The organism is Nitrobacter sp. NHB1 (genome assembly GCF_036964665.1).
GTDB lineage: Bacteria > Pseudomonadota > Alphaproteobacteria > Rhizobiales > Xanthobacteraceae > Nitrobacter.
In genome coordinates, this window is record NZ_JBAMDA010000004.1 from 40,020 (window position 1) to 63,568 (window position 23,549).

General features: G+C 57.6%; 20 protein-coding genes and 8 pseudogenes. 16 read left to right on the plus strand and 12 right to left on the minus strand.

What is annotated here, in order from left to right; all coding sequences use genetic code 11:
- Nucleotides 1-217: 217 nt before the first annotated feature.
- From V4R08_RS17215 to V4R08_RS17230, 4 genes and pseudogenes are all read right to left on the minus strand, one after another.
- The gene (locus tag V4R08_RS17215; RefSeq protein WP_335580594.1) at nt 218-949 is read right to left on the minus strand and encodes a helix-turn-helix transcriptional regulator; all 732 of its coding nucleotides are present in this window, start codon (nt 947-949) and stop codon (nt 218-220) included.
- Nucleotides 950-1,263: 314 nt separating this feature from the next.
- Nucleotides 1,264-2,615: pseudogene (locus V4R08_RS17220) on the minus strand (IS3 family transposase).
- Between the two features lie 50 nt (nt 2,616-2,665).
- A complete protein-coding gene (locus tag V4R08_RS17225) occupies nt 2,666-2,926 on the minus strand; it encodes a hypothetical protein (RefSeq protein ID WP_335580595.1) in 261 nt (86 codons plus the stop codon).
- The gene (locus V4R08_RS17230; protein WP_335580596.1) at nt 2,923-3,153 is read right to left on the minus strand and encodes a hypothetical protein; all 231 of its coding nucleotides are present in this window, start codon (nt 3,151-3,153) and stop codon (nt 2,923-2,925) included. The genes V4R08_RS17225 and V4R08_RS17230 overlap by 4 nt, the downstream gene beginning before the upstream one ends.
- Before the next feature lie 248 nt (nt 3,154-3,401).
- Here V4R08_RS17230 and V4R08_RS17235 point away from each other — a divergent pair, with 248 nt between their 5' ends.
- The gene (locus V4R08_RS17235) at nt 3,402-3,596 is read left to right on the plus strand and encodes a hypothetical protein (protein WP_335580597.1); all 195 of its coding nucleotides are present in this window, start codon (nt 3,402-3,404) and stop codon (nt 3,594-3,596) included.
- A gap of 18 nt (nt 3,597-3,614) precedes the next feature.
- Here the strand turns inward: V4R08_RS17235 and V4R08_RS17240 are convergent, their stop codons facing one another.
- Entirely contained in the window at nt 3,615-5,024 is a 1,410-nt protein-coding gene (locus V4R08_RS17240; protein WP_335580720.1) for a multicopper oxidase family protein, read from the minus strand.
- 211 nt (nt 5,025-5,235) lie between these two features.
- On the opposite strand from V4R08_RS17240, the gene V4R08_RS17245 reads away from it, so the two are divergent.
- The 8 genes and pseudogenes from V4R08_RS17245 to V4R08_RS17280 form a co-directional block, all read left to right on the plus strand.
- The gene (locus tag V4R08_RS17245; protein ID WP_335580598.1) at nt 5,236-5,538 is read left to right on the plus strand and encodes a PadR family transcriptional regulator; all 303 of its coding nucleotides are present in this window, start codon (nt 5,236-5,238) and stop codon (nt 5,536-5,538) included.
- A gap of 22 nt (nt 5,539-5,560) precedes the next feature.
- Nucleotides 5,561-6,751 carry a chromate efflux transporter gene (gene chrA, locus V4R08_RS17250; protein ID WP_335580599.1) on the plus strand — a complete coding sequence of 397 codons (1,191 nt, stop codon included), beginning with the start codon at nt 5,561-5,563 and terminating at the stop codon, nt 6,749-6,751.
- A gap of 2 nt (nt 6,752-6,753) precedes the next feature.
- Nucleotides 6,754-7,842 carry an acyltransferase family protein gene (locus tag V4R08_RS17255; protein WP_335580600.1) on the plus strand — a complete coding sequence of 363 codons (1,089 nt, stop codon included), beginning with the start codon at nt 6,754-6,756 and terminating at the stop codon, nt 7,840-7,842.
- Between the two features lie 564 nt (nt 7,843-8,406).
- Nucleotides 8,407-9,138 (plus strand): hypothetical protein, encoded by a 732-nt coding sequence (locus V4R08_RS17260; protein WP_335580601.1) that lies wholly within the window; start codon nt 8,407-8,409, stop codon nt 9,136-9,138.
- A gap of 63 nt (nt 9,139-9,201) precedes the next feature.
- Complete coding sequence (locus tag V4R08_RS17265) at nt 9,202-9,501, plus strand: hypothetical protein (protein WP_335580602.1); 300 nt, start codon at nt 9,202-9,204, stop codon at nt 9,499-9,501.
- A 169-nt stretch (nt 9,502-9,670) separates the two neighbouring features.
- Nucleotides 9,671-9,841: pseudogene (locus V4R08_RS17270) on the plus strand (IS256 family transposase); the annotation flags it as partial.
- A gap of 194 nt (nt 9,842-10,035) precedes the next feature.
- Nucleotides 10,036-10,409: pseudogene (locus V4R08_RS17275) on the plus strand (transposase); the annotation flags it as partial.
- 205 nt (nt 10,410-10,614) lie between these two features.
- Nucleotides 10,615-10,890 (plus strand): annotated as a pseudogene (locus tag V4R08_RS17280) (transposase); the annotation flags it as partial.
- Between the two features lie 192 nt (nt 10,891-11,082).
- Here the strand turns inward: V4R08_RS17280 and V4R08_RS17285 are convergent.
- The 4 genes from V4R08_RS17285 to V4R08_RS17300 all read right to left on the minus strand — a co-directional run bounded on the left by V4R08_RS17285 (nt 11,083) and on the right by V4R08_RS17300 (nt 14,544).
- Nucleotides 11,083-11,604: a c-type cytochrome gene (locus V4R08_RS17285; protein WP_335580603.1), complete on the minus strand. Its 522-nt coding sequence runs from the start codon at nt 11,602-11,604 to the stop codon at nt 11,083-11,085.
- A 451-nt stretch (nt 11,605-12,055) separates the two neighbouring features.
- Nucleotides 12,056-12,250, minus strand: a complete 195-nt coding sequence (locus V4R08_RS17290) for a hypothetical protein (RefSeq protein WP_335580604.1) — start codon at nt 12,248-12,250, stop codon at nt 12,056-12,058.
- 161 nt (nt 12,251-12,411) lie between these two features.
- Nucleotides 12,412-13,617: a sensor histidine kinase gene (locus V4R08_RS17295; RefSeq protein WP_335580605.1), complete on the minus strand. Its 1,206-nt coding sequence runs from the start codon at nt 13,615-13,617 to the stop codon at nt 12,412-12,414.
- 282 nt (nt 13,618-13,899) lie between these two features.
- Nucleotides 13,900-14,544 carry a c-type cytochrome gene (locus V4R08_RS17300; protein ID WP_335580606.1) on the minus strand — a complete coding sequence of 215 codons (645 nt, stop codon included), beginning with the start codon at nt 14,542-14,544 and terminating at the stop codon, nt 13,900-13,902.
- Between the two features lie 320 nt (nt 14,545-14,864).
- On the opposite strand from V4R08_RS17300, the gene V4R08_RS17305 reads away from it, so the two are divergent.
- From V4R08_RS17305 to V4R08_RS17320, 4 genes are all read left to right on the plus strand, one after another.
- Nucleotides 14,865-16,430 carry a cytochrome C gene (locus V4R08_RS17305; protein WP_442935715.1) on the plus strand — a complete coding sequence of 522 codons (1,566 nt, stop codon included), beginning with the start codon at nt 14,865-14,867 and terminating at the stop codon, nt 16,428-16,430.
- 24 nt (nt 16,431-16,454) lie between these two features.
- Nucleotides 16,455-16,697 carry a hypothetical protein gene (locus V4R08_RS17310; RefSeq protein ID WP_335580608.1) on the plus strand — a complete coding sequence of 81 codons (243 nt, stop codon included), beginning with the start codon at nt 16,455-16,457 and terminating at the stop codon, nt 16,695-16,697.
- A gap of 74 nt (nt 16,698-16,771) precedes the next feature.
- Complete coding sequence (locus V4R08_RS17315) at nt 16,772-17,374, plus strand: c-type cytochrome (RefSeq protein ID WP_335580609.1); 603 nt, start codon at nt 16,772-16,774, stop codon at nt 17,372-17,374.
- Between the two features lie 57 nt (nt 17,375-17,431).
- Nucleotides 17,432-18,028 (plus strand): c-type cytochrome, encoded by a 597-nt coding sequence (locus V4R08_RS17320; protein WP_335580610.1) that lies wholly within the window; start codon nt 17,432-17,434, stop codon nt 18,026-18,028.
- A 435-nt stretch (nt 18,029-18,463) separates the two neighbouring features.
- On the opposite strand, the gene V4R08_RS17325 is transcribed toward V4R08_RS17320, so the two are convergent.
- A complete protein-coding gene (locus V4R08_RS17325) occupies nt 18,464-19,009 on the minus strand; it encodes a Spy/CpxP family protein refolding chaperone (protein WP_335580611.1) in 546 nt (181 codons plus the stop codon).
- Nucleotides 19,010-19,028: 19 nt separating this feature from the next.
- On the opposite strand from V4R08_RS17325, the pseudogene V4R08_RS17330 reads away from it, so the two are divergent.
- A pseudogene (locus V4R08_RS17330) lies at nt 19,029-19,148 on the plus strand (IS3 family transposase); the annotation flags it as partial.
- 943 nt (nt 19,149-20,091) lie between these two features.
- Here V4R08_RS17330 and V4R08_RS17335 read toward each other — a convergent pair.
- A pseudogene (locus tag V4R08_RS17335) lies at nt 20,092-20,927 on the minus strand (IS5 family transposase).
- A gap of 113 nt (nt 20,928-21,040) precedes the next feature.
- Here V4R08_RS17335 and V4R08_RS17340 point away from each other — a divergent pair.
- Together V4R08_RS17340 and V4R08_RS17345 are read left to right on the plus strand one after the other, a co-directional pair.
- Nucleotides 21,041-22,063 carry an IS110 family RNA-guided transposase gene (locus tag V4R08_RS17340; protein WP_335578010.1) on the plus strand — a complete coding sequence of 341 codons (1,023 nt, stop codon included), beginning with the start codon at nt 21,041-21,043 and terminating at the stop codon, nt 22,061-22,063.
- Nucleotides 22,064-22,540: 477 nt separating this feature from the next.
- Nucleotides 22,541-23,091, plus strand: a pseudogene (locus V4R08_RS17345) (GNAT family N-acetyltransferase); the annotation flags it as partial.
- 246 nt (nt 23,092-23,337) lie between these two features.
- Here V4R08_RS17345 and V4R08_RS17350 read toward each other — a convergent pair.
- A pseudogene (locus V4R08_RS17350) lies at nt 23,338-23,502 on the minus strand (phosphoketolase family protein); the annotation flags it as partial.
- Nucleotides 23,503-23,549: the final 47 nt, after the last annotated feature.

Genomic DNA, 23,549 nt, shown 5'->3' on the forward strand with positions numbered 1-23,549 from the left:
ATTTAGGGCGGCGTAACCCTAACAATGCTCAATGGCAAAATGCAAAAAACGAAGCTCAGCGCGGATCGATCATCGCTGGTTCAAGTTTATATCGCCTGCACGTGGCAGCCGAGGCTGGCGCACACGGATGCACGCAGGTGCGTCGGACAAAGCAGAAAAAGTTCGTCCGCGCGCTCGAGGTCCAACAGACACCTAGCAGTCCATGACGGAGCGGGGTTCAGAGAATGAGCTTTACCCGAATTGCTGTGGCGATGGCATGAGCCTTGTTTACCGCACCAAGCTTTGCGCGGGCCGCCGTGATGTGCTTGGTCACGGTAGATCGTGAGATTCCAAGAATTACCGAAATCTCCCAATCCGTCTTTCCCTCGCCCGCCCAAAGTAAGCAATCCCATTCGCGCGGGGTCAGAGTGTCACCGACGCGGCGGCGCCAGGTCGCGATGTGGTGGAGATGTCGTCCTACGACATAGGTGGCAGCGAAGTTCAGTACTGACAGATCAGCGGAATGAGGCAGTTTCCCCGGTCCCCCGAAAGACAACGCTGCGACGTCGCCCTCCATTGTGGAAATGGGTACGACATAGCCGTCGCGAAGCCCGAATTCTGACGCTTCGCCTTGTACTAACCTGACATCGTCACGCTGAGGGCAGCGCTCATAGCCCTCGTGCCATGTGAACGGCGTCCGTTCATAAGAAAGCCGCTGGATGATCGGATCGCGAAATACATATCCATTACCTTCGTAGCGATCCAACCATCCCCTGGGAAGACGTTGGAACATGATCCGTGAACGCATTTCAGCCAATGGCACCGCACGGGTCGGCACGATCCCACCGAAGAGGCTTGTCAAGCCGAACGACGCCGCGATGCTTAACAGGCAATCTTCAACCTCCGCGGCAGATCTTGTCTGCTCCACGGCCTCGATAAAGCGGACGGTGTGCCTGAAGTGGTCTGACACTCGCTAACACCTCCTCGGTTAATCCAGGTCGCCTGCGCAACAGCCGCACTTTGCCTGAGGAGCGGCGATGTCATCTTGACGCTTGGTGTCTACGCCGCCGCAACGCGACTCCCTCTGAGCAGCGCGTATGCCAATCACTGAGGTATAATTCCAATATATGTTATCGCTAGGTCATGCAAGCAGACCACGGTTTCACGAACGCGCGGTACGTCATGCGGCGAATGTTACGGCGGTGCCGATTGTCCGTCGTCAGATAAATTGAGACCGATGGCGGACTGATTTAGCGGAGGCTCTGGCTCATCTCGGTTGGCATTTTAGGCAGCAGCTTTGCGATGAAGCAATCGCCGTTGTTCGATGGTCTTTCGCTTGATCCTTTCTCGTTGCATCAGGATTATTTGGCCGCGGCCGAAGTAAACGTCGGCAGGAGTGAGATTGTCGAGGCTCTCATGATAGCGCCGATGATTGTAATGCTCGACGAAGGTCTCGATCTAAGTTTCGAGATCGCCGGGTAGGAAGTAATTTTCCAGCAGGATGCGGTTCTTCAGGGTCTGGTGCCAGCGCTCGATCTTGCCTTGGGTTTGGGGATGGCACGGTGCACCACGCGTATGATCCATGCCTCGATCCTGCAGCCAGTCGGCCAGTTCACCGGCGATGTAACACGGCCCATTGTCGGACAGCAGGCGCGGCCGCTGGTGCACCGTTGGCTTGTTGCAGCCTGATGCGACAAGCTCCAGGTTCAGCGTAGCGGTGACGTCCTCGGCCTTCATGGTCGTGCACAGCTTCCAGGCGATGATATAACGCGAGAAGTCGTCGAGGATGGTCGACAGGTAAAACCAGCCCCAGCCGATGACCTTCAGATAGGTGAAGTCAGTCTGCCAGAGCTGATTGGGCGCCGTCGTCTTGTCCTTGAACTCGTCGGCGGCCTTAATCACGATGAAGGCCGGACTGGTGATCAGGTCGCTCGCCTTGAGCAGGCGATAGACGGATGCTTCCGAGACAAAATAGCCTGCGCTGTCGGTGAAGGTCACGGCCAGTTCTCGCGGCGACAGTTCGGACTTGTCCAAAGCCAGCTCCACGATCCTATCTCGCACGTCATCCGGAATCCGGTTCCAAACCCGGTTCGGCCTTGGGCTGCGATCCTTGAGTGCTTCAATCCCACCGGTCAGGAATCGATCGTACCAGCGATGGAAAGTGGCGCGCGGAATGCCAAGCTGTTCCAACGTCCGGCGCGCCGGCAGATGCGACTGCTCGACCAGGCGAATGATCTCGAGCTTTTCAGAGGCGGGGTATCTCATTCGTCGTCGCCCCCATCCGCGATCATGCTTTTTTTGAGCAGTCGTAATTTCAGCGCCTGTTCGGCGACGACCTCCTTCAGATCGTGGGTCTCGCGGCGAAGAACCTTAACCTCATCAGTGGTGGCGGCACGTGCGGTGTCGCCCGCCAACCGCTTCTTGCCGGCTTCGAGGAACTCCTTCGACCAATTGTAATACAGGCTCTCCGCGATCCCTTCGCGTCGGCACAAAGCCGCGATCGACTCTTCGCCACGCAATCCATCCAGCACGATGCGGATCTTCTCCTCCGCACCATACTGCTTGCGGGTCACCCGGCGAATGTCCTTGATGACCTTCTCCGCCGACGGCTTGGTCGCTTCCATTTTCTGTCTCATCGTCATTCCCTTTGAAAGGCTACGATGAACCAGAAATCCTCCCCTCTCAATTAGCCCAATTCTGTCTCATTGGTGCTGACGTCGGACACCACATTGGCATCGACTTCCATTCTGGTGAGATCGGTAGCGATGAGAAACAGCGTCGGGGTCTGGAAGCTTGCCGCCACCGTCTGCCCCATGGTTACGTTGCGCGAAACCACAGTGCCATCTACGGGGGACACGATATTCGAGTAGTCCAGATTGACCTGCGCGGCGTCAAGCGAGGCCTGACGCTGCTGAATGGTTGCTTCATCGAACGCGATCTGCGTCAATGCCTGTTCATGCTGTCGAGGAGCAGCGTCTTGCCCTGAGTCAGACCTAAGCGCCGAGCCTGGGATATGATTGTATCCTTGGATAAAAAATCCAGTACGGCGGAATGATGCTGCCGGCTGATTTCCCTTAAATGGCGGTAACGGGTAAGCACCTCGGCGCGGCTCAACAGGGCCGCCGGTCTCTCAATGGCGTTGTCTTCCCGAAGGGCGACGGCGGCGGAAACCATGTGACCTCCACGTTCGACGATGCGCGCCTGCGCGGATGACGCCGCGGCGCCACAGCATGGCCCGCTTTTAATCCAACATGCTGATTCGGGGAATTGGCAAACCTAAAATCCGAAGCTTGGCTGGGAGGCAGCTGGATGGTGACGTTACCAGCCGGCGATTGTGCCCGAGGATGGACCGGTGAGTGTTTCTGCTAACGGTTGATTAGGCGCGCCGCTGGCATCCTGCCGCTGATTCGGAGGGTGTTGCGTTGAGTGCTGAAATCATCTGGCTATGCGACCGGCTAGCCGAAGCTGACGCAGATCTCGCAATTGACCTGCGCACTGCCGTCGACGTGGCGATCCGTGATCTGCAGGAAATACAGGCCCACTGGGGTACCGAGCTAGCGCTCGAGCGTTTGGCGGAATGCCGGTCAATGCTCCGGACGGTGCTTGAGGCTTCGTGAACCAAGCCCACTGTACCGCTAGGCGTATTTGAACAGCGCCATGAAGCCGAAATCCATGTGCAATTGTTGATGGCAATGAAAGAGCGTGTCGCCGGGATTGTCGGCGATAAAATCAACTTCGGCTTTCTGAAACCCACCCAGCATCACAACGTCTTTCACGATGCCAGCGGTGGCCCGCCCGTTGATGCGCGTCAGCTCGAAACTGTGCCGATGCAGATGCAAGGGGTGGATGTCATCGCTGGCGTTGGCAAACGCGAGGCGATAGCGCCTGCCCTGACGGAGGGTGAACATCGGCGTCATGGTATCCATTGAAAATGCCTGCCCATTGAGCGTCCAGCGATTGAACCCGTGCTCGGCGGCATTGTGCTTGACGATGGTCAGCGCAATCGTCTCGTCGGGGGCGACCGGTGGCGCGGCGTCAGCCTTGCCAAATCGCGTATAGTCCCAGCGGAACGGGTTGGGCTTCATCCATAGCGGCTTGCCGGCCTTGCCGGCGTATTCCACCACAATCCCCATACCGTGGCCGCGGTCATCATCCGCAAGATCGCCCATCACCCAAACACCCGGATGTTTCATCTCCACAATTGCCGAGACCCGCTCCGCCGTGCCTAGCCAGAGCACCGGCACGTCCGCAGACAACGGCACCGCATTTCCGTCGAGCGCAACGACCCGAAAGAGGTGTCCGGGCAGCGCAAGACTACGTATCTCGGTCGCGCTGGCGTTGAGAACATGGAAGAGCACGTGTTCGCCTTCCTTGACCCGGATCGGATCCCGCTGCCCGAGCATACGGCCATTGATGCTGAACAGTTCGTAACTGACTTCATAGCCTTTGGGACCGCCTTTGGTCTCCTCGTCGGCCGCTTTTCCGATCTGCTGCAATGACGCAATCGGTACTCCAGGCAGCGCGTCACTCGCCATATCGCCGCCCCGGCTAAACGACGGGTTGAATTCCTTCATGACCAGAAACACTTCACGGTCATAGGCTCCCGGATCCTCCTTTGGTTCGATGTAAACCGGACCCGCCAGACCGCTATAGGTGCCGCGGCTGAGATCGGCGCCCGCAACGACATGGGTATGATAGAAACGAAAGCCGGTTGGACCTGGCATAAAAGCGACCCGGCGCATGCCGTGCGCCGAAACGTAAGGCGTGCCCTCCTCCGCCGCACCATCAACCTGGCTCGGTATGGTTTGCCCATGCCAATGGACGAGTTCGGGCGTATCCGTGTCGTTGAACAAATCGATCACCACCCGTTTCCCCTGCTTGAAACGCAGAAGCGGCCCCGGAAACTGATCGTTGTAAAGGGTCGTCGATACGATGTGATTGGGGGCGAGCTCGATCAATCCTTCAGCCATGCGCAGCGTGTAGTCGGCTCTCTCGCTCGCATTCTCGGCGGCGGCCCAAACAGGGTGTGGTGCAGCGGCTACCATTGGTGCAAGGCCGGCGAGCTTCAGCAAGGCGCGGCGATTGAGTTTCACGGCTGTCTCCTATCTGGGCAAGCGCGGACCAAATGGCGGGCATGGACGCGTAAGCCCGTTTCGTTGTTTCCAAGTTTACGCTATGAATCGGTAACACTTGGAATCACTATCGGTTCTCGATATCGTCTATCGATATTGGAGCCGAATCAAATGATTTGGAATGATGAAGTTCGACGATCTGCTGACCGGATTTATCCGGCTTCATGTTCTTCACCATGCGGCGGAGCACGAAATCTATGGCCAGTGGATGATCGACGAACTGGCCAACCACGGATACCGGCTGAGTCCCGGCACTTTATACCCGATGCTGCATGCGATGGAGCGCCGGGGCTATCTGGTCTCGCGGGTAACCCGCGAGGGCCGCACCGCACGAAAGCTCTACAAAGCCACCAAACTCGGCAGGCAGGGACTTGCGCTGGTAAAGCTCCGCGTACGGGAATTCACCGGCGAAGCCATGAAGCACTAACGCGTCACGCCTATACCCTGCCATGAGAAGGAACGCGTCCGAGGGCGCCCCCGCGGAGGTCTTTGCCGCATTCCTGAAGCTCGGCCTGACGTCATTCGGCGGGCCGATTGCCCATCTCGGCTATTTTCGTAATGAGTTCGTTGTCCGCCGAAAATGGCTGGCCGAACAGAACTATGCGGATCTGGTGGCGTTATGCCAGTTTCTTCCCGGCCCGGCCTCCAGCCAGGTCGGTATTGCGATCGGCCTGTCGCGCGCGGGCTATCTTGGAGCGCTTGCCGCCTGGAGCGGATTCACTCTTCCATCCGCTCTCGTCCTCGTTCTTTTCGCTTATGGACTTTCCGCAGCCGGTAATGCTCTGGGCAGCGGCTGGCTGCACGGACTGAAAGTCGCGGCTGTCGCCGTCGTCGCGCTGGCCATCCTCGGGATGGCACGGACCCTGACACCGGATCGCGGACGCGCGACGCTGGCGGTGCTGGCGGCGGTCACCGCTCTGGCGATACCGTCGGCATGGGGACAGATCGGGGCCATTGTCTTAGGCGCGTTGATCGGCATGGCATTCCTGCGCGCCGAACCGGTGACGGAGCAGGTGCAATTGAAGGTGCCGGTCAGCCGTACCAGCGGAATCCTGGCACTCGTCATCTTCGCCGTTCTGCTGGCGGGACTTCCTCTCATCGCCGCAACGACTGGCAATCAGCCCATTCGCGTGTTCGACACCTTCTATCGCGTCGGTTCGCTGGTGTTCGGCGGCGGCCATGTCGTTCTTCCACTCTTGCAAGCCGAGGTCGTGCCGTCAGGTTGGGTCGGCAACGATGCATTCCTTGCCGGTTATGGCGCCGCTCAGGCTGTTCCAGGGCCGCTATTCACATTCGCTGCTTATCTCGGCGCCGTGATCGGCGGCTGGAAGATTGCCGCCCTCTGCCTGGCTGGGATTTTTCTGCCGTCGTTCCTACTGGTCGTCGGAATCCTGCCGTTCTGGGAAGGGCTGCGGCGACGGAGAACAACACAAGCGGCGCTGCGCGGTGTCAACGCCGCGGTCGTGGGACTGCTGCTGGCGGCATTTTACAATCCGGTTTGGACCAACGGAATTCTGACCAGGGCGGATTTCGCGCTCGCGGCGGTCGCCTTCCTGTTGTTGTTTCTTTGGCGAACGCCGCCTTGGCTCGTGGTTCTTCTCTGCGCCGCGGGCGGACAGCTTCTGACGATGGCATCATGACAGTGAAAGCGCCTGCGGCCAGACCACTTCGCTCGCTGCAAATTGGCCGGGGCCTCGCGGCGCTGTTCGTCGTCCTCTTTCATCTCAACAATTCCGTCTGGGGCATCGGGAAATATTTTCCCGATGCCTTTTCTTCACTGCTGAGCTTTGGAAACTCAGGCGTCCAGTTTTTCTTTGTGTTGAGCGGATTCATTATCTATCTCGTCCACGCCAATGATACTGGCCGCCCGCGGCAATTCTTGCCGTTCGCCTTCAAACGATTCGTTCGGGTCTACCCGACCTATTGGGTGGTCTTGTTTGCGGTTCTGGCGGCGCTACTTGTAAATCCGTCGCTCGGCACTCCCGACGAGCGCACTGTATCGCGCGTTGCCGCATCCGTTCTCCTGATTCCCTATCCGCAAGAACCTATCGTCAGTGTCGCCTGGACGCTCGAACACGAATTGCTGTTCTATGTGATCTTTTCGATGACGATCCTGAACGCCAGGATCGGTAAATGGGTATTCGTCGCCTGGCAGGCCGCCTGCCTTGCGAACACATTGGCCGGATCGTCTGAATTTCCCTATGGGGTAATCTTGTCGGCCAACAACCTCTTGTTTTCGTTCGGGCTTGCGATGGCGTTCCTGTTCAGGAAATGGCGCTGCCCGGCGCCCGGATTTGTAGCCCTCATCGGCGCGCTCGCATTTATCGCGGTTGGCGTGCACAAGGTCTATGCGACGCATCTCTTACCCGCAGATGCCTATATCGTCGCTTTTGGCGCAGCCAGCGCATTCGCTATCCTGGGAGCCTGCAATTATGAGCGCAGGCACGGCCTGCGCGTACCGCGATTGCTGGATACTCTCGGAGACGCGTCGTACTCAATATATCTCGTGCATCTGCCCTTGCTCTCCCTTTTCGCCAAGGCACTGTTCGCATCAGGCGTTGCTGGATTGCTGCCCCAAGGGATCTCGCTCATCCTGATGGTATGTGTCGTGCTGACGGCCGGCGTGACATTCAGTAAACTCATCGAGATGCCCCTTATCGCAGCGTTCCGGAAATTCAGGCCGCAGCGCCCCGCAACCGTTATCGATATTTCGCAGCCGAATGAGTTTTGAACACGGCGTCCCAGTGTCTCGCCGCCTAGTATCCGCGATGATGCCTGGATACCAGCCGAGCAATGGCCGGGGTCGCGCGTAGGATTCCTGGCACTCGATTTCACGAGATCGTGGGTAATAACGTCGCGCTACCGCAGGACCCGTGGACCGACAGCAATATCACCGCGGTCGCGGCGTTCATTGCATCCGCTAGGACAGACATAGGGACTCACGGTGAACGACGGGTCATTCACGACCAGCCGGAACAGTGGCAAGTCCGTCTATATCGGCAGGGCCGCCGAAAGCGGATATCAATCGTGTAGACAGCCACAATCCGCTCGTACTGATCCTTACCAACGCCTTCGCAGCTAACGGGTCTGTCAGCGAATAGTCATCAAGCTCGTTCGCAGAACTTGGTACCACAATGATAAGATTTCGTCTCCGCGACGAAGCGGACACGACACCGATGTCGTCAATTTCGATAAGCGAATGTCGATTGAATTGTTTCCACGCGCGAATAAAGTGTGTTGCGCAATTGCGGGCATATTGGCGGTTGAAGTTAAACGGACGCTATTGAGGATAGACATGCAGACAGTCAAGTATCGGTTGTTTGAGCCGCGATTGGCCCCGCGCAGGACTAAGCTGGAAATGCCGGGCTGGGGCGGCAATCCAGAACCACGCCGCGATGGTTCGCATGAATATGCCTGGCACTGCATTCCGTTTACGGAGGGAGCGCAATACGGCATCGAAATCTTTTATCCTTATGACAATGAACTGCACGTCACGCAGGATCGCGGACAGGTCATCCTTACCGGCGATTTCGGTCCCGATCCCGAGACCGGCATCCAATGGCCGCCGTTTCGCAAGTTTGGCGAGAACTATTACACCTATCAGCTGCTGTTAGATCTGCAGGTCACTGATGATATGGCGGTGCGCACCGAGCCACACCCGCGCTATTATACTTCACAGACTGACGACGTTCCCCTAGCCGTGCCGGCTTTATTGCGGACCAGTTGGTGGCCGATGATTTCCTTCATGGTCTTCAAGGCGCCGCCACCCGGCGTCACACATATATTTCGCCATGGCGAGCCGATGCTGCAAATTCTGTTTCTGCCGGCTGAGCCGAGCTTCGAACTAATCCCTATGACGACCGATGAAGCAGCCGAACGAGAGATGCGCGGCCGGCGCATTCACGCCAGCCGCGATACGCTCGCGAAAGAATCCACATGGACGTCAGCGACGAATACGGTCTTTGACGGGACGTACCGCCATATCTTGCGCGCGGCCAAAACCAAGACGCGGACGGATGGGACCTAAGATGTCAGGCTTTGCTTACCGGATTACCACACCGCCCACGCCTGGCACACCGATGAATGAGCCATGGTGGTGGTGGTGATGATGGTGGTGGTACCGACGACGGTACTGATGATGGTGATGATGATGACGGAAGTAACGGTGGTGGTGATGATGATGGTGGTGATACTGCGCCAACTGCACTCCGTCAGCGGAGTTAGCGTCAAGTCTGGCGTTGTCGGCCACGAGGGCTTCGGTTGCATGGTCGATTGGCGTCAGCAGGTCTGCGTAAGATTGCGCGGCAAGCGGGTCATTTGTGATCAGAACCGAGGCTGTCGACGCGTGAGCTCCGCCAATCGCGGCTACGGCCGCGACCGCCCCCAATAATCCAGCTATTTTCTTGTCCATCCTTGTCCTCCGAATTGCGCATACGCGCGGTTACAACTCTTACCCAAGACCCAACGTCACTTCTGCCTGCAGGTTCCAGCCTTCAGAAGTTTCCCACGCGGAACGGGCTTTCGCTAGATTTGGTGACGGCGTTGCCGGTCAGGCGGCGGCGGTTCGGACCAGGGGTCACTTTCCTACCGATGACGCCGCAACAAAATTGCTGTATCTATGTCTCAACCGCGCTGCGGCTGAGTGGAAGCGCAAGCGCCCACCGCGCGAATGGTCCGAGGCGAAGACCCAATTCGCCATCATGTTCAACGAGCGTTTCGTGAACTCATGATGGTTCACCCGCCTCAAACACAGAATTTCCGATAGTCCCAACCGGATTGCCGATGATCTCGATCCCGTTGTTGAATGTTACACTGAGAACGAGTTTTCGCAACTGGTTGTGGCCATGGAGACGGCGCCAGCTTTTCTGCGCGCGCGTTCCCCGTAAGCACCTGTGAGCGTATTTCAGCATCGGACCGAGATCCCTTCCCCGAAGCGGTCCGACGGATCATCTACACAACTAACGCTATTGAGGCGCTCAATTCAAAGGCCGGGCAGTTCAACTGCACAAATGATGGTTTGTGGACACGCGGTCTGCTGATCCGTCGCCGCATCGCCGATGCTGACCTCGCCTTCTTCACGACCTGGTGTCCAGCGGGAACATCAATTGAAACGCTGGTCGCAGTTGAAGGCCATCGATGGCGATCGAGGACAGCTTTGAAACCGTGAAAAACGAGTTCGGGCTCGATCACAACGAGAGCAGATCCTGGCATGGCTGGCACCGTCATGTGTCCCTGGTGATGCTCGCCTTCGCCATGATGGCCGCGATCCGACATCGCGCTAATCCGCCGCCGCCCAAAAAAGCCAAACCTCGCTCCTCCGGCAAAAGCCAAAGCATCACCACGCCGCCACTGATCCGTTGGTCGATCCAGGAAATTCGCCGCATTGCCATCCGACTCGCGCGAAAGCGGATCCAACCCGCACACATCATCGCATGGTCTTGCTAGCGCAGGGCTCACCAGGCTGCCGCTCAGCGCGCTCACTTCAAATCAAACACGCAACTGTAACACCCCGATGCTGCAAGTGCCTCGCAGTATCCATGAGGGCGCACGAGACTTCGCCCGCCACATCGCCAAGACCGCCGCTTTTCTAACCTCGCGGCGACAGCGCAAGAAGGTTGAGATGTGGTTCGCCCACCTCAAACGCATCCTCAAGCTCGACCGACTGCGACTGCGCGGCCCATGTGGCGCACATGACGAGTTCCTGCTCCCCGCCACCACTCAGAGCCTGAGGAAACTGGCCAAGCTGATCCCCGCCACCGCACCGATCTTGGCTGCTTGATCGGTTACGGCTGCCTTCAAACGCCACGGCTCGCTCGACGTAAGATCACTCCAGACCAAAAGGCGACTTCTTCGGCACAATCTGGCATTACCGGACACTGAGTAAGAGGTGTTGGAGGTTGCGGAGAAATTCAACCAAGCTGCGGCCCAGACGATCATCACGTTCTGGCATCCGATGGCAGCAATGGCAGGTCTAACTCTTGACCTTTTGCCATGCGTCTTGTGCGGCCGGTGGAAGTTTATCCATGTGTTTTAGGAAAAGGGCAAGTGTCCAAATCTGTCTGTCGGTGAGGGCATCCTTCCACGAGGGCATGGCCGTCCAGCGGACACCGTGTTTGATCTTCCAAAACGAAAAACCTTCGGGATCATCCTCAACGCCATGCGATGCTAGTTGAGGAGGTTTTGGATAAAGACCTTTCGCAACGGGCGATGCCGATTCACTACCTTTTGCCGTGCCGTGGCACATCGCGCAGTGCTTCGCAAACAAATTGATGCCATCAATCAAATTTGCATCGGTTGTCGCGACAGGATTGGGACCCTTCGGCGCTTCGCGACTCAATAACGCATCTAGTGACGTACCAGCTATCCAAGTTTCGAGTGGGCCGGGCGTTGCGTCGGCGTTGGCCGGTATGACGCCACTCTGGATAAGAATATAACCACTAACAATTGCGGCGGCGATTGTTAACACGGCCCCGGCGACGAATCCTTTCAGCATGCCCACTCCATAAGTTTAAGACTTGCGCCCCCTCGCGGGCGCCGAAAAGCCGGATTCCGAATCATAAGCCGAGCCGAGCCTGACATCGAAAACTCTGGAATCTGATTAGAGTTCCCAAACATTCCATAGCTCAATCGAAACGTTTCGTGACACGGGAAAGTGTGTTGCGGCGGGTGCTCGGCATTTTGATCCGCAGGGCGGTTTGGCCGAGCTTCGCCGCGTTCATCATCGCCATCCCTGATCCTGTGCAGAGCAGGCTGAAGTAAAACCGCCTGGTCCGACGCTACTGCCGGCACTTGAGCACGAAACCCAAGCCGCGCTAGAGAAGCGCGCCGAGGTCGAACTCAATCCGAGCGTCATTCTGCCGCTCGACTATGGCAACGACCGGCGGCTGGCCGAACTGCTGGGCAGCAACGATGGCCAGGCCGACAACCTCGATGAGATCGCCAAGCTATTGCCTCCCCACGTCTAGATTCGATCTGATGACCAAAGGCACCGTGAGCAAAGACGGCATGGCCAAGGATGAAATGTCGAAGGCCTCGATGACATCGAATCCGGACTCCCTGATCATCTCGACTGCTTCCATGCGCAGCAGCGGTTCGTCCTCGACCACCAGAACCAATTGCCTTGACGCCGCGCTTGTCATCCCTTCCGACCTCCACTGTGGCCACCGACTCTCCCTTGCGGGACGATTCGCTGCTGAGGCTGACATCACTGCCTGCACGATGGGTGAGCGGTCGAAACAGGCTGCAGCCAACTTCGTTCCGAAACGATCCGCAGTCGAGGTTCACGACGATCGATATTCACTCAATCCTGGTGGATCGGCACGTCAAATTCGATCGCCGCGCCTTCTGGCCATTCAAGGTTAATGCTCATGCGTCCTTCGAGTTGGGCGAGCAGGCTCTTGATGACCTTGAAGCCCAGACTTGCGCGCGGCTGGTCGATATCGAAATCCTGCGGGAGACCAATTCCCTGATCCGAAACCACGACGTGCAGGTCGACGCCGCGGCGTTCACCCGACACCTGGATCGCTCCGGATCCGCCGGGATATGCATGTTTTGCTGCATTCGTCACAAGCTCGTTGATCAGCAGGCCCAGCGGAATGGCCTTGTCGGCGGAGATCATAAGGTGCTCAAACCTGCAAGTGACCTTGTTCCCAAAAATCGTTTCTTGAAGCTTGGTGCAAAGCCCGCCTGCAAAATCGGAAATATCGACGAACCCGATCCGGGTACTGCGCCATAGGTGATCGTGCACCTGGGCAATCGTCGTAATGCGCGAGGCGGCGTCCTTGAGCGCATTCTGGACGTCTTCCGACAGCGCATTGCGGGCCTGGACCCGGAGTAGGCCCACGACCGATGCGAGACTGTTCTTGACACGGTGACTCATCTCGCGCGTTAACATAGCCTGATGATCAAGCGCTGCCTGCAGTTTTGTATCGGCATGTTGCCGTTCGATCGCTAACCCGAGAAGGCCTGCAAAACCGGCCAGGAAGTCGGCGTCCGCAACATCGAACTGGCCGGGATCGGGACTGTCGACTTCGAGAACGCCATACGGCAGATTGCCTTCGCCGCCTCGTGGGATCAGGACGTTGATCGCACGCCTGATGCTGTGATCAGACAACAGCTTCGGCGTTCGAAAACGTGTTTCCTCCTGAAGGTGGTTGGAGATCACGATCTGCGCGGTATGGAACGCATAGCCGGCCGGTGATTCCATATCGATTCCGAGAGACACGTTGCCGATAATCCCCGGAGCCCACCCGACGCCGGCGCGCACCAGCAACCGATTATCGTCAGGCGTATATTCAAGGACTTTGGCGAAAGAAGTTTCGAGACCCTGGGCGCAAAGTTCGGCTGCCTGCTGCAGGATCTGTCCGATGTCCCGGGTTTGCAGCGCCAAACGGCCAAACTCCCCCAGCAAGGATTGCTGCCGCAAGCGATATGGGAGTTCTTGCCTTGTAGCACCACTCTCAGGGGCGGGAGCTGTTACCGACTCCGGCCCCGGTCGAATAAGCATAAAATGTCCCGTCAAATTGAGGTCCCGTCGCCATCATGGCATGGCGCCGCACCATTTTGTACGCGATCTCGTTGATCGGCAGGAGCCGACTCCACTCATACCGACCCTAGCGCGGCTTTCACCTTCTCGGGCTTGAAGGGCACCGAGCGAAGCCGGACCCCGGTTGTCTATGGGAAGATGTCGCCGGCCGGCTGGACGATATCACAAGCGTCAGCGCCTTCAGGTCCAACATCTGTTTGCGAAACTTGCGCAAGCGCAAGTTCTCAGGAGTTGCCGATCGGATTAGTTCAATTCACTGACGTAGGCCGCGACAGCTCTGATCTGCGCATCAGTAAGGTCATGGGCGATCGGCTGCATGATCGCCGACGCATCTGGGTTGGCCTTATTCTGACCACGCTCTTTGTCCCAGTTTGTCAGCTTTTTTATCACGTAGTCATTAAGTTGACCTGCGAGACGCGGAAACTGTCCGACGCCCTTTGCTTCAGGTCCATGGCAGGACGCACAAGGGGGAACGTTGGCACCTGGAATGCCCTCATCGTAAATCTTCTTGCCCTCGGGCACGATTGCTTTTGGCGCGCCGCCTAACGGCTTTGGCTTGAGATTTTTGAACTCGTCCGTCAGGGCCGCCAGCATCGCCGGGCTCAATGCATGGGCGACGTTGAACATTACCGGATTCCGACGCCGGTGTTCGATGAACGCCTTGAGCTGGTTCTCCACGTATTCGGGCTGCTGCCCCGCCAATCGCGGCATCGGGAAGGATCCGCGGAAGCCTTGCGCCTCGACGCCATGACAAGTCTTGCAATAGTCCGTCTTCGCCCTGAGCTCCGGGGCCGACACATGCCCGGTCTTCTCTTGCGCATGTGCCATCGTCGAGATGGAAGCAGCGACAACAAAGGCTGTTGTTCGCGTTAGCGATTGCAAATTCATGAGCGTCCCCGCCAATGATGTTCGCAAACTACGCGTAGCGCGTTGTTGTGGTCCAGTTGATTCTTGCGGCGTTCGCAAATCGACCTTCGACAAAAAAGTAGCATGGAGATGAGGCGACGCCTTTTCAAACGTTTCACACGCCAGTTGCTAATGTCTCTTAGAAGCATAAGCAACTGGCGTTGCGAAAATGTCTCGGGAGATTGAAATCTGATCTCGTGCGACGGATGTCGCTTGGTGGAGCGTGCAACTCTTGGCCTACTAACGCGAAGGTGATTCGTAGCCCTAACTTGCACCAAGCGCGCCGCAGCGGGATGCACGCGATGTCGGACCACCGTTACAGTGCAATTGAATGGGCTGTCAGGTGGCCTTTTACCGCACTCGCTCTTTTGGTCATCTCGATCGTCACGTTGACGATTAGCCTCGCGTCACCCGCGAACGCACTGCCAAGCTTCGCGCGGCAGACCGGCCAGCCCTGCGGGGCATGTCATACGGATTTTCCCGCGCTTACTCCGTTCGGGCGAAGGTTCAAGCTACTCGGTTATACGACGGGAGGAGGCGAGTTCCGCACGTCGCCCTTCTCGTCAAACACTGGCCGCGACGTTCGCGCCGAGTACAACAAGCTCAGAGACTACGTGAAGGCGCTGGACAATTCTGCGCCTACGTCTGAGCCAGACGCCAACAGCAAGGAATGGGTCCCGCCGATCTCGATGATGGCGATCGTGGGCTACACGCATACCCACGGGCCAACGGTTGCACCGCCGACCTATCCCTATCAAGCAAATGACAACGTGGTGCTTTCGCCCGTCAGCGGTTTCTGGGGCGGAGCCATCACGGATCACGTCGGAGCGTTCGCCCAGGTCACTTACAGCGGGCCAGACCCCTTGTCCGCGCTGACCGGTACGCCGGCGGACCAGTTCAAGCATACATGGTCGTGGGACAATACCGACGTTCGCTACGCCAATACTGCGAACCTCGGTCCTTTCGACTTTATCTATGGCATCACCGCCAACAACAACCCGACAGTTCAGGACTTGTGGAATACGACGCCGGCATGGTCGTTCCCCTATGCAGCCTCGACGCTTGCAGGCACACCCAACGCCAGCACCATGCTCGAGGGGGCGTTCGCCGCTCGTGTCGGAGGCGTCGGGGCTTACACTTCAATTAACGACCTGCTTTACCTCGAATTCACCGCGTACAAGACGCTCGGCTTTAACGCCCAGAATTCGCTCGGCATGAATCCGTTCGACGGCCCTGGTCGCTTCGGAGGTGTGGCGCCCTATTGGCGGATCGCGCTGGAGCCGCACTGGGGCAGGCATTCGCTGATGGTCGGCACGTTTGGAATGTATCTGGACGTGCATCCGTGGCTCGATCCGACCTTCGTAACTGGGACCACCGGGACATTCCAGCAGTCGGACAAATTCACCGATGTTGGCTTCGATACGCAATACCAGTATCAAGGCGACAATTACTGGCTGACATTGCGCGGCAGTTATATTCGTGAATTCCAGCGGCTGGATGCGAGCTTCGCCAATCTGGCCGCCGCCAATCCGACTAATCTGCTCAACAGCCTGAAGCTGCAGGCCTCACTGGCCTTTGGCGCCGACAATCGGATCGTATTGACTGGCCAATACTTCAACATCTGGGGCACGGCGGACGCCAATCTCTACGGTATCGACGCCAACACGGGTCTTGTGCTCACACCGAACAGCGATGGGTGGCAGGCCGAGATCGCCTATATCCCGTTCGGCGCCAGCAAGTCATTTGGCTGGCCATGGTTCAACGCCCGTATCGGCCTACAATACACCTACTACAACAAGTTCAATGGCACGACCGTCGCCGCCAACGACAACAATACCGTGTTCCTCCACGCCTGGTTTGCGATGTAGGGCGGCAGTATAGGAGATCGTCGGATGAAGATAGTGCCCTTTGCGAATGCCGCGACGCTTGGGATCGCCCTCACTGACTCTGCACTTGCGGCCGACATGCCGCGCAAGGCGGAGCCGCCATTCGCTACCCGTTTTACCTGGACCGGATGCTACCTCGGTGGCCAGTCCGATCCGACCAACGTATTTCCAGACAATGAGGATGTGGGGCAGAACATTCAGGTCGTGAAGGTCGGATTGAGCTTTCGTATTGCGGGGAACGAATCCTGATGCCAGCGCGACCTGCATTGCAGCGGACACCTCGCCGTCGGGCATTTACGGTCCGCGTTGCCTTGCAGGCGATAGTGCTGATCACAGCTTTCCCAATCGCTTGTCGGGCGGATGATCGAGTCCAGGTCGCGAAGGGGGGTCTCGAGGCCAAGCTGGAATATTGCGAGACATGTCATGGCCTGTCGGCTCAGGGATATCGCGGCTACTTTCCGATGCCGCGGCTGGCGGGACAGAATACCCAATATATCGAGAACCAATTGCGGGCCTTCATCGAGCGGCGGCGTACCAATCCGATCATGGCCAACGTCGCCCACGTACTGAGCTCATCAATGGTCTCGGCGCTGGCGACGCACTTCAGGAGACTGGATCCGAGACCGATTGGAGGCGCGCCGAGAGGGTCTATGGCTACAGGCAAGCGCATCTATGAAGAAGGGCTTCCTGAATCCAACGTGCCAGCATGCTCTGCATGCCACGGATCCGACGGCAAAGGGCAGAACGAAATTCCACGGCTGGCAGGTCAATTGTATGAGTACACCGTCGGCCAGCTCTCGGGTTGGGCAAGGGTGAGAGGCCAGGGATCGGCGGCCGACACTTCAGCGATTATGGCGCCGACGGCGCGCAATATGACGCGACCACAGATTGAGGCGGTGGCTGCATATGTCAGCTATCTGCAATGAGTTCCGCGATTTTGTCCATGCTGTTGGTCTTATCGAATCACGTGAGAGCCTGAGGTCATGACGGGCATGAAACTGAAAGCAGCGCTGCTGGTGATTCTCGCCTCGATTGCTCCCGCCGCGGCCTGGGACGGCACTAGTATTCACAATTGTACTTGGTGCCACGGGACATCAGGGCAGGGCTATACGGTCGCGCCCCGCTTGGCCGGGCAGCGGCCGGCCTATGTCGAAAGCCAGATAAGAAGTTTCCGCGATCACTCGCGAGACAATCCTTTCTCCAGGCAGTACATGTGGGGTGCAGTGGCAGCACTTGGTCCTCGCGCGGCAAGCGACCTGGCAGCCTACTTCGCGACGATCCATCCGAAGCCTGCAAACGACGGCAATCCCGCTCTCACGGCGAAGGGAAAAACGATTTACATGGACGGAATTCCCGAGGCCAATATCGCCTCGTGCTATGCCTGTCACGGTCCTAACGCCGAAGGTGTGCGAGATATTCCTCGCCTCGGGGGGCTCTCCTATTTCTATCTCAAGTCCCGGCTCGTGCAGTGGGGCCAAGGTTATCATTCGGGCATGGGAACGCCGATGCCGGTCGTTGCCCGCTCCTTGGGCCCGGACGAAATTGAAGCGTTGGCTTCTTATATCAGCTTCGTCAGGTAGTCAGTTGTTTCAATGCATCTTCGATTGCAGCCATGGGCCGCACTACCGAGTCAAGTTTTAGGTGCCGAGTAGCGGATGGTCTTCATCTTGCCACCGTTGGCTAACGGGTGGTGCACGAGTGGGGCGTGAACGCGACACCCTCATTACCCGTCGCGGTCGTCCGTTGATGATCGTCAGCAACAACGGCACGGAGTTCACCAGTATGGCCACTCAACCGCGCCGCGGCTGAGTGGAAGCGCCCACCGCGCGAATGTTCCGAGGCGAAGACCCAATTCGCCATCATGTTCAACAAGCGTTTCGTCAACGCAAGATGGTCCACCCCGCCTCAAACACAGAATTTCCGATAGTCCCCCAGCCGAATTGTAAACGACGTAGGCGATGCTCCGGTTCGGCTATTTTAGGCTCAATATCCGTCGCGCGCTCACCAGAGCCGCGTCACATCATGCAACCCACCTCGGTAAGCACCTCATCTGCCTTCTTCTTTTGTTCCGCACTCAGTGCAGCGTAGAGCTTCGCAAGCGCCGGTTTAATCTCCTTAAGCGCGGCAAGCCGGCTGTCCATTGCGGCAATTTGCGCATCAAGGCGATCGGCCGGCGTCTTGGCTTCGAATACGGTCTTCATTGTCTGCCACATGCCCTGCATGTTTTGCAGATTGCCCTTGATCGCCTCTGCGTAAGCATCCCATACGCTCCTTTGAGCGTCAGTAATGCCCAGCTCCGCTTTGAGGAAGGCGATACGCCCCTCCGCGAAGGTAGCCACCTGCCCGTCAGGGGTGCTTCCCATCGTTGGACAGCCGCTCATCATTCCGGGACCATAGCCAGGACCCATCATGCCGGGTCCATGGCCTTGCCCATACATCATTTCGGGGCCGTACTCATTTCCGCCTCTGCCCATTTGAGCGCTAACTGGAGAAGAGATCATTGAGGTCGCAATCGCGATAGCGCTGGCAAGCCCGATAGCAAAAATTGTTCGTTTCGACATGCTCGATCTCCCTGTTTGCAACGATGCCAAGGCCGACGTGTTCGACTACATCGAACGCTTCTACAATCCGAAACGTCGACACTCGACGATTGGTTATCTGAGCCCTATGGAGTTCGAGAGGCAGACTGGATTAGCTTAAGCCGGTGTCAACCGAACCGGGTGCAGCTCACGCCTCCATGCGAGGGCGACCGTACGAACAAAATCACACCTATGACTACCGCGGCGAGAACCAAGGGCCAGATGATCATGTTAAATGCTCCGCCGTCCCATCCACTCGTCATGCCCCAATCGTGGCCATATCCCCACATCATCACTTATCTCCTCACCGGGTCTGGGTGCGGGCGCCGCTTTTAAAACGCCGCACACCGCTCCTTCCTGACGTGCTCATTTTTACATTGATCTTCAACTACAACATTGCTCACAAGCGTTCCTTGAGGCAGATCAACGGACCACTTTCGCGCCGATCCTTTGAAACTCGAAACATACCTCTCCGGGTGGTCGGATAATTCGGACGATTGGCATTGCTCGGGCGAAAGCCAAAATCGGCCTCCAGGACATCGTCTACAACATCCGCCGTCTTGTCGCGCTGGAGCGAATGGCCGCCGCATGAGGGAGCCGTCTGCCCGGTACGCATAAAACCGGACGCAGATCGCGTGAACGCAACCGCTTCCCCGGAAAATCAACAGTGAAAACGAGCGTCACGCCACAGCGGCGGGAGATCCAACGACAAAAACGTCATTGTTCGAGGTGCCCAATAGCCGCAGTTCGATGAATTGCCTACGGTGGCATGCAGCAATAAACTTTTTCGAGATAACTTCGATGGATCGCCTGGACGCACTTGCGCTCGCCGAACTTGACCGCCAACTGTTCGGCGAACTTCGGCCGACCACGACCCCTTGCCGGTGTCCATATCTTGGGTGGCGCATTCGTCCCCGGTCACTCATCTGGAGGGCTTTTAGGTTTGAGTTGCGACGATCGAAAGAAAGCTTCAATTCAACATCGAGCCCAGTAACTCGACAAAGGTTTTCAAATCTGAGATTAAAGACCTCGACCGATAAAGTTTTAGAGTCTATCCGGAAACATTATGCGGGATTGCATAGCTTTCTCAGCATGAGGCGGATCGACGCGAGACGCAGGAACGCGAGCGCTTTCTGATTGAAATTCTCCCAATCCCTGGCGAGCCTACGGCATCGTCCCAGCCACGCGAATGTGCGCTCGACGATCCATCGCTTCGGCAACACGACGAACTTCTTCGCCGTATCGGAGCGCTTGACGATCTCAACGTTCACGCGCGACATGATCTTCTTCATGGCGCGCCGGAATATCGGGCCCTGATAACCGCCATCGGCATAGAGCTTCAGCAGGAACGGATACAGACCGAACAGGGTCGCCATGACAAGGGCCCCGCCATCGCGATCCTGCAGATCGGCGGCATGCACGACGGCGTGCATCAGCAAGCCTTGCGTATCGACGAGGATGTGACGTTTCTTGCCTTTGATCTTCTTGCCTGCATCGTATCCAGGCGGATCGTAGGACCCCCTTTTTCAGCGCTTTTGACGCTCTGGCTGTCGATGATCGCGGCGGTGGGGCTGGCCTCGCGCGAGGCCCGTTCCCGGCACTCCACGTAGAGAACCTCATGCACACGATTGAGCGTGCTATCCCAACTCCACAGGTCGAAATAATCGTACACCGTGCTTTTCGGCGGAAGGTCCTTCGGAATCGCGCTCCATTGGCAACCCGTGCTCAAAATATACATCAGCCCGTTGACGACCTCGCGCATGATAACCGTGCGCTTACCGCCGCCGCGCTTGCCCGGCGGGATCAAGGGCTCGACGAGCTTCCATTCCTCATCCGTCAGATCGCTGGGGTAGCGAAGCTTGCTTCGGTTGTAGCGCCCGCGATTTTCCATCGTCCACATCGGCGATCCCTTCCAGAATCAGATCGCCTCTCTTGATGATGTGGACGCCCCCGCACCCGCGGCAACCTCTATGGTGTTGACCGGACACCGAAGCAGGAAGAGGAGCGTTTACGATGACGATTACGACGATTGGGCTGGATTTGGCGAAGAGCGTGTTTCAAGCGCACGGCGTTGATGAGAGCGGCGCGACGATTTTGGTGAAGCGTCTGCACCGCAAACAGATGCTGCTGTTCTTCTCGAAACTTCCGCCCTGTCTTATAGGAGTGGAGGCGTGCGGAACGGCGCATTACTGGGCGCGCACCCTCACCACCATAGGGCACGAGGTTCGGCTCATTCCACCGTCTTACGTGAAGGCCTACGTCAAGCGCGGCAAGAGCGATGCACTCGATGCCGAAGCGATCTGCGAAGCCGTACAGCGCCCGACGATGCGGTTTGTGCCGGTAAAAACGGTCAAGCAGCAGAGCGTTCTCATGACCCATCGCGCCAGAGCCTTGCTGGTGCGCCAACGCACCATGATCGCCAATGCCTTGCGCGCGCATCTGGCCGAACTCGGCCTTGTCGCAAATCCCGGCATCGCCAATCTGGCGAAGCTGGCTGAACAGGCACTGTCCGACGAAAACACTTTGCCAGCTTATGCTCGCACTTCTTTGGGGATTCTTGTCCGCCACATCATGGTGCTCAACGATGAGATCGCGGTGCTGGATCAGCAACTCATGGCCTGGCACGCCGAGAGCGAGACCAGTCGCCGACTCGCCGGGATCCCCGGCCTCGGCGTGATCACGGCCACGGCTCTTGCTGCCACCGTCACCGATCCCGATCAGTTTCGCTCGGGCAGACAGTTCGCCGCCTGGCTCGGTCTAACGCCGCAGCAGCATTCCACCGGCGGCAAGACCCGGCTCGGCGGTATCTCCAAGCAGGGAGACCGATACTTGCGCCGCTTGCTCGTCGTCGGCGCCACCGCCGTGATCCGCCACACAAAGGACAAGCCAACGCCCATGGCTAATTGGATCAGAAAGCTCATGGAGAAGAAGCCGTTCAGGCTCGTCTCCGTTGCGCTGGCCAATAAGCTCGCCCGGATCGCATGGGTCGTGCTGACGCGAAAGGAAGCCTATCGGCCCTATGAACTGACAGCCTGAGCACAGGCCCCAGGCAACCCTAATTGGTAACGGCAGTCGATGATGTGTAACGATCGAGCCAATGGTGAGACCAACCCGTGTGATTCAATGCGCTTCATAAGCGCGGCATCTTGATAAGGGACCTCACCGGCGGATTTCCATCAAGGCCAGCGGCAATCACAGCGCCGCATAAACAGGCCGGACATATGAAAGCAACCGATCACACCCATCCCGACAAAAAGCCCTTGCCATAGGGGGCGTCCACATATGAATCACATGTGATTCATCCGATTCAAGAACTCTCCGGATGGGCTCTTAGCGGGAAAGAATAAGCGCGAACACGTTTCCGCATCGACCTTTAGATTTTTGCTTTCTACTCATTGTGTCCCCTAATATTCGTTTAACGGCTGCAGCCAGGCTACTAATATAAGTGCGAAAACTCCCGCTCGATCTCCTCGAATGTTATCTGGGTTTTGAAATAACCGAGATGTTCTCCGTGTTCTTCCCTATCCGGTTCAATGGGAACGGCGTCTCGTTCTCAGGGATTGCTGGCATATCTTTACGCGTCCAATTCGGGCGGACGACGAGCCGCTGCTTCTTGGGTTGTTACACCACGTCAACAAGGAAGATATGTGGCTTCGGTTCTTCGACTCCATCAAAGAATTCATCCACTTGTTCCTCGCCAGGTTGACCCAACTCGATTATGCGCAAGCGATGGCGTTTGTCGGTTTCGATGAAGGTAGCGGTGAAATCCTTGGTGTCGTTTGGCTGCATGCTGACTCAAAACAAGAAACCGGCGAGTATGCGATCCTGCTGAGATCGGATCTGAAAGGAAGGGATAGGGCTGGGCTCTGATGCAAATGATCATCGAATACGCCAAATCTGAGGGGCTGAAGCGGATATCCGGTCAGATCCTCCACGACAATTCGGTCATGCTGAAGATGTGCCGTGAACTGGATTTTGAGGTCAAAACCGGCGCGCAGGATCGTGGCCTCTACGACGTGTTGCTTGTGCTGACGCCGTCGGGTGCAGACAAGGGGTTATCATAACCACTGGCACAGATCGCGCCGAACCAAAGCCCGGGTATGGCGAGCGATCTGCTAGAGCCTTTTCGCTTCTGATGGAATCAGAAGCCAGGCTCTATGATTTTGATTTGACGCGTTTTCTTCACGCGAACCGGTATCCACTTCGCTCGAAAACGCTCTAGTCCTCGTGTGAGGCGATAATGCGCGCCGCGCAATGGGCCGCCTGCGGGGCAACAGGCTGGATTTGACCTCGGGCGGAGACATCCCCAATCACGCCGCCCAACGCCAGTCCCGGACCTCCGGCATGTCGTCGCCATGCTCGCTGATATAGAGCTTGCGGCGCTCCAGGTCCGTCCAGTAAAGCGCTGTCGCCTTCTCGACCTGGCTGCTCAACCGGGGGAATGCGCGTCGGATGGCGTCTAGTGCCGGCTGGAAGGTGCAATCAAGTTTTACCCCCTGGCTCACGCAAAGAGCTTGGATAT

What these genes read in the sequence shown, in the direction of transcription:
- V4R08_RS17230 (WP_335580596.1), bottom strand. Translation starts at nt 3,153, where the DNA reads ATGGTTTCCGCCGCCGTCGCCCTTCGGGAAGACAACGCCATTGAGAGA.
- V4R08_RS17240 (WP_335580720.1), bottom strand. Translation starts at nt 5,024, where the DNA reads ATGGTAGCCGCTGCACCACACCCTGTTTGGGCCGCCGCCGAGAATGCG.
- V4R08_RS17245 (WP_335580598.1), top strand. Translation starts at nt 5,236, where the DNA reads ATGAAGTTCGACGATCTGCTGACCGGATTTATCCGGCTTCATGTTCTT.
- chrA (WP_335580599.1), top strand. Translation starts at nt 5,561, where the DNA reads ATGAGAAGGAACGCGTCCGAGGGCGCCCCCGCGGAGGTCTTTGCCGCA.
- V4R08_RS17260 (WP_335580601.1), top strand. Translation starts at nt 8,407, where the DNA reads ATGCAGACAGTCAAGTATCGGTTGTTTGAGCCGCGATTGGCCCCGCGC.
- V4R08_RS17265 (WP_335580602.1), top strand. Translation starts at nt 9,202, where the DNA reads ATGGTGGTGGTGGTGATGATGGTGGTGGTACCGACGACGGTACTGATG.
- V4R08_RS17285 (WP_335580603.1), bottom strand. Translation starts at nt 11,604, where the DNA reads ATGCTGAAAGGATTCGTCGCCGGGGCCGTGTTAACAATCGCCGCCGCA.
- V4R08_RS17290 (WP_335580604.1), bottom strand. Translation starts at nt 12,250, where the DNA reads ATGACAAGCGCGGCGTCAAGGCAATTGGTTCTGGTGGTCGAGGACGAA.
- V4R08_RS17295 (WP_335580605.1), bottom strand. Translation starts at nt 13,617, where the DNA reads ATGCTTATTCGACCGGGGCCGGAGTCGGTAACAGCTCCCGCCCCTGAG.
- V4R08_RS17300 (WP_335580606.1), bottom strand. Translation starts at nt 14,544, where the DNA reads ATGAATTTGCAATCGCTAACGCGAACAACAGCCTTTGTTGTCGCTGCT.
- V4R08_RS17305 (WP_442935715.1), top strand. Translation starts at nt 14,865, where the DNA reads ATGTCGGACCACCGTTACAGTGCAATTGAATGGGCTGTCAGGTGGCCT.
- V4R08_RS17310 (WP_335580608.1), top strand. Translation starts at nt 16,455, where the DNA reads ATGAAGATAGTGCCCTTTGCGAATGCCGCGACGCTTGGGATCGCCCTC.
- V4R08_RS17320 (WP_335580610.1), top strand. Translation starts at nt 17,432, where the DNA reads ATGACGGGCATGAAACTGAAAGCAGCGCTGCTGGTGATTCTCGCCTCG.
- V4R08_RS17325 (WP_335580611.1), bottom strand. Translation starts at nt 19,009, where the DNA reads ATGTCGAAACGAACAATTTTTGCTATCGGGCTTGCCAGCGCTATCGCG.
- V4R08_RS17340 (WP_335578010.1), top strand. Translation starts at nt 21,041, where the DNA reads ATGACGATTACGACGATTGGGCTGGATTTGGCGAAGAGCGTGTTTCAA.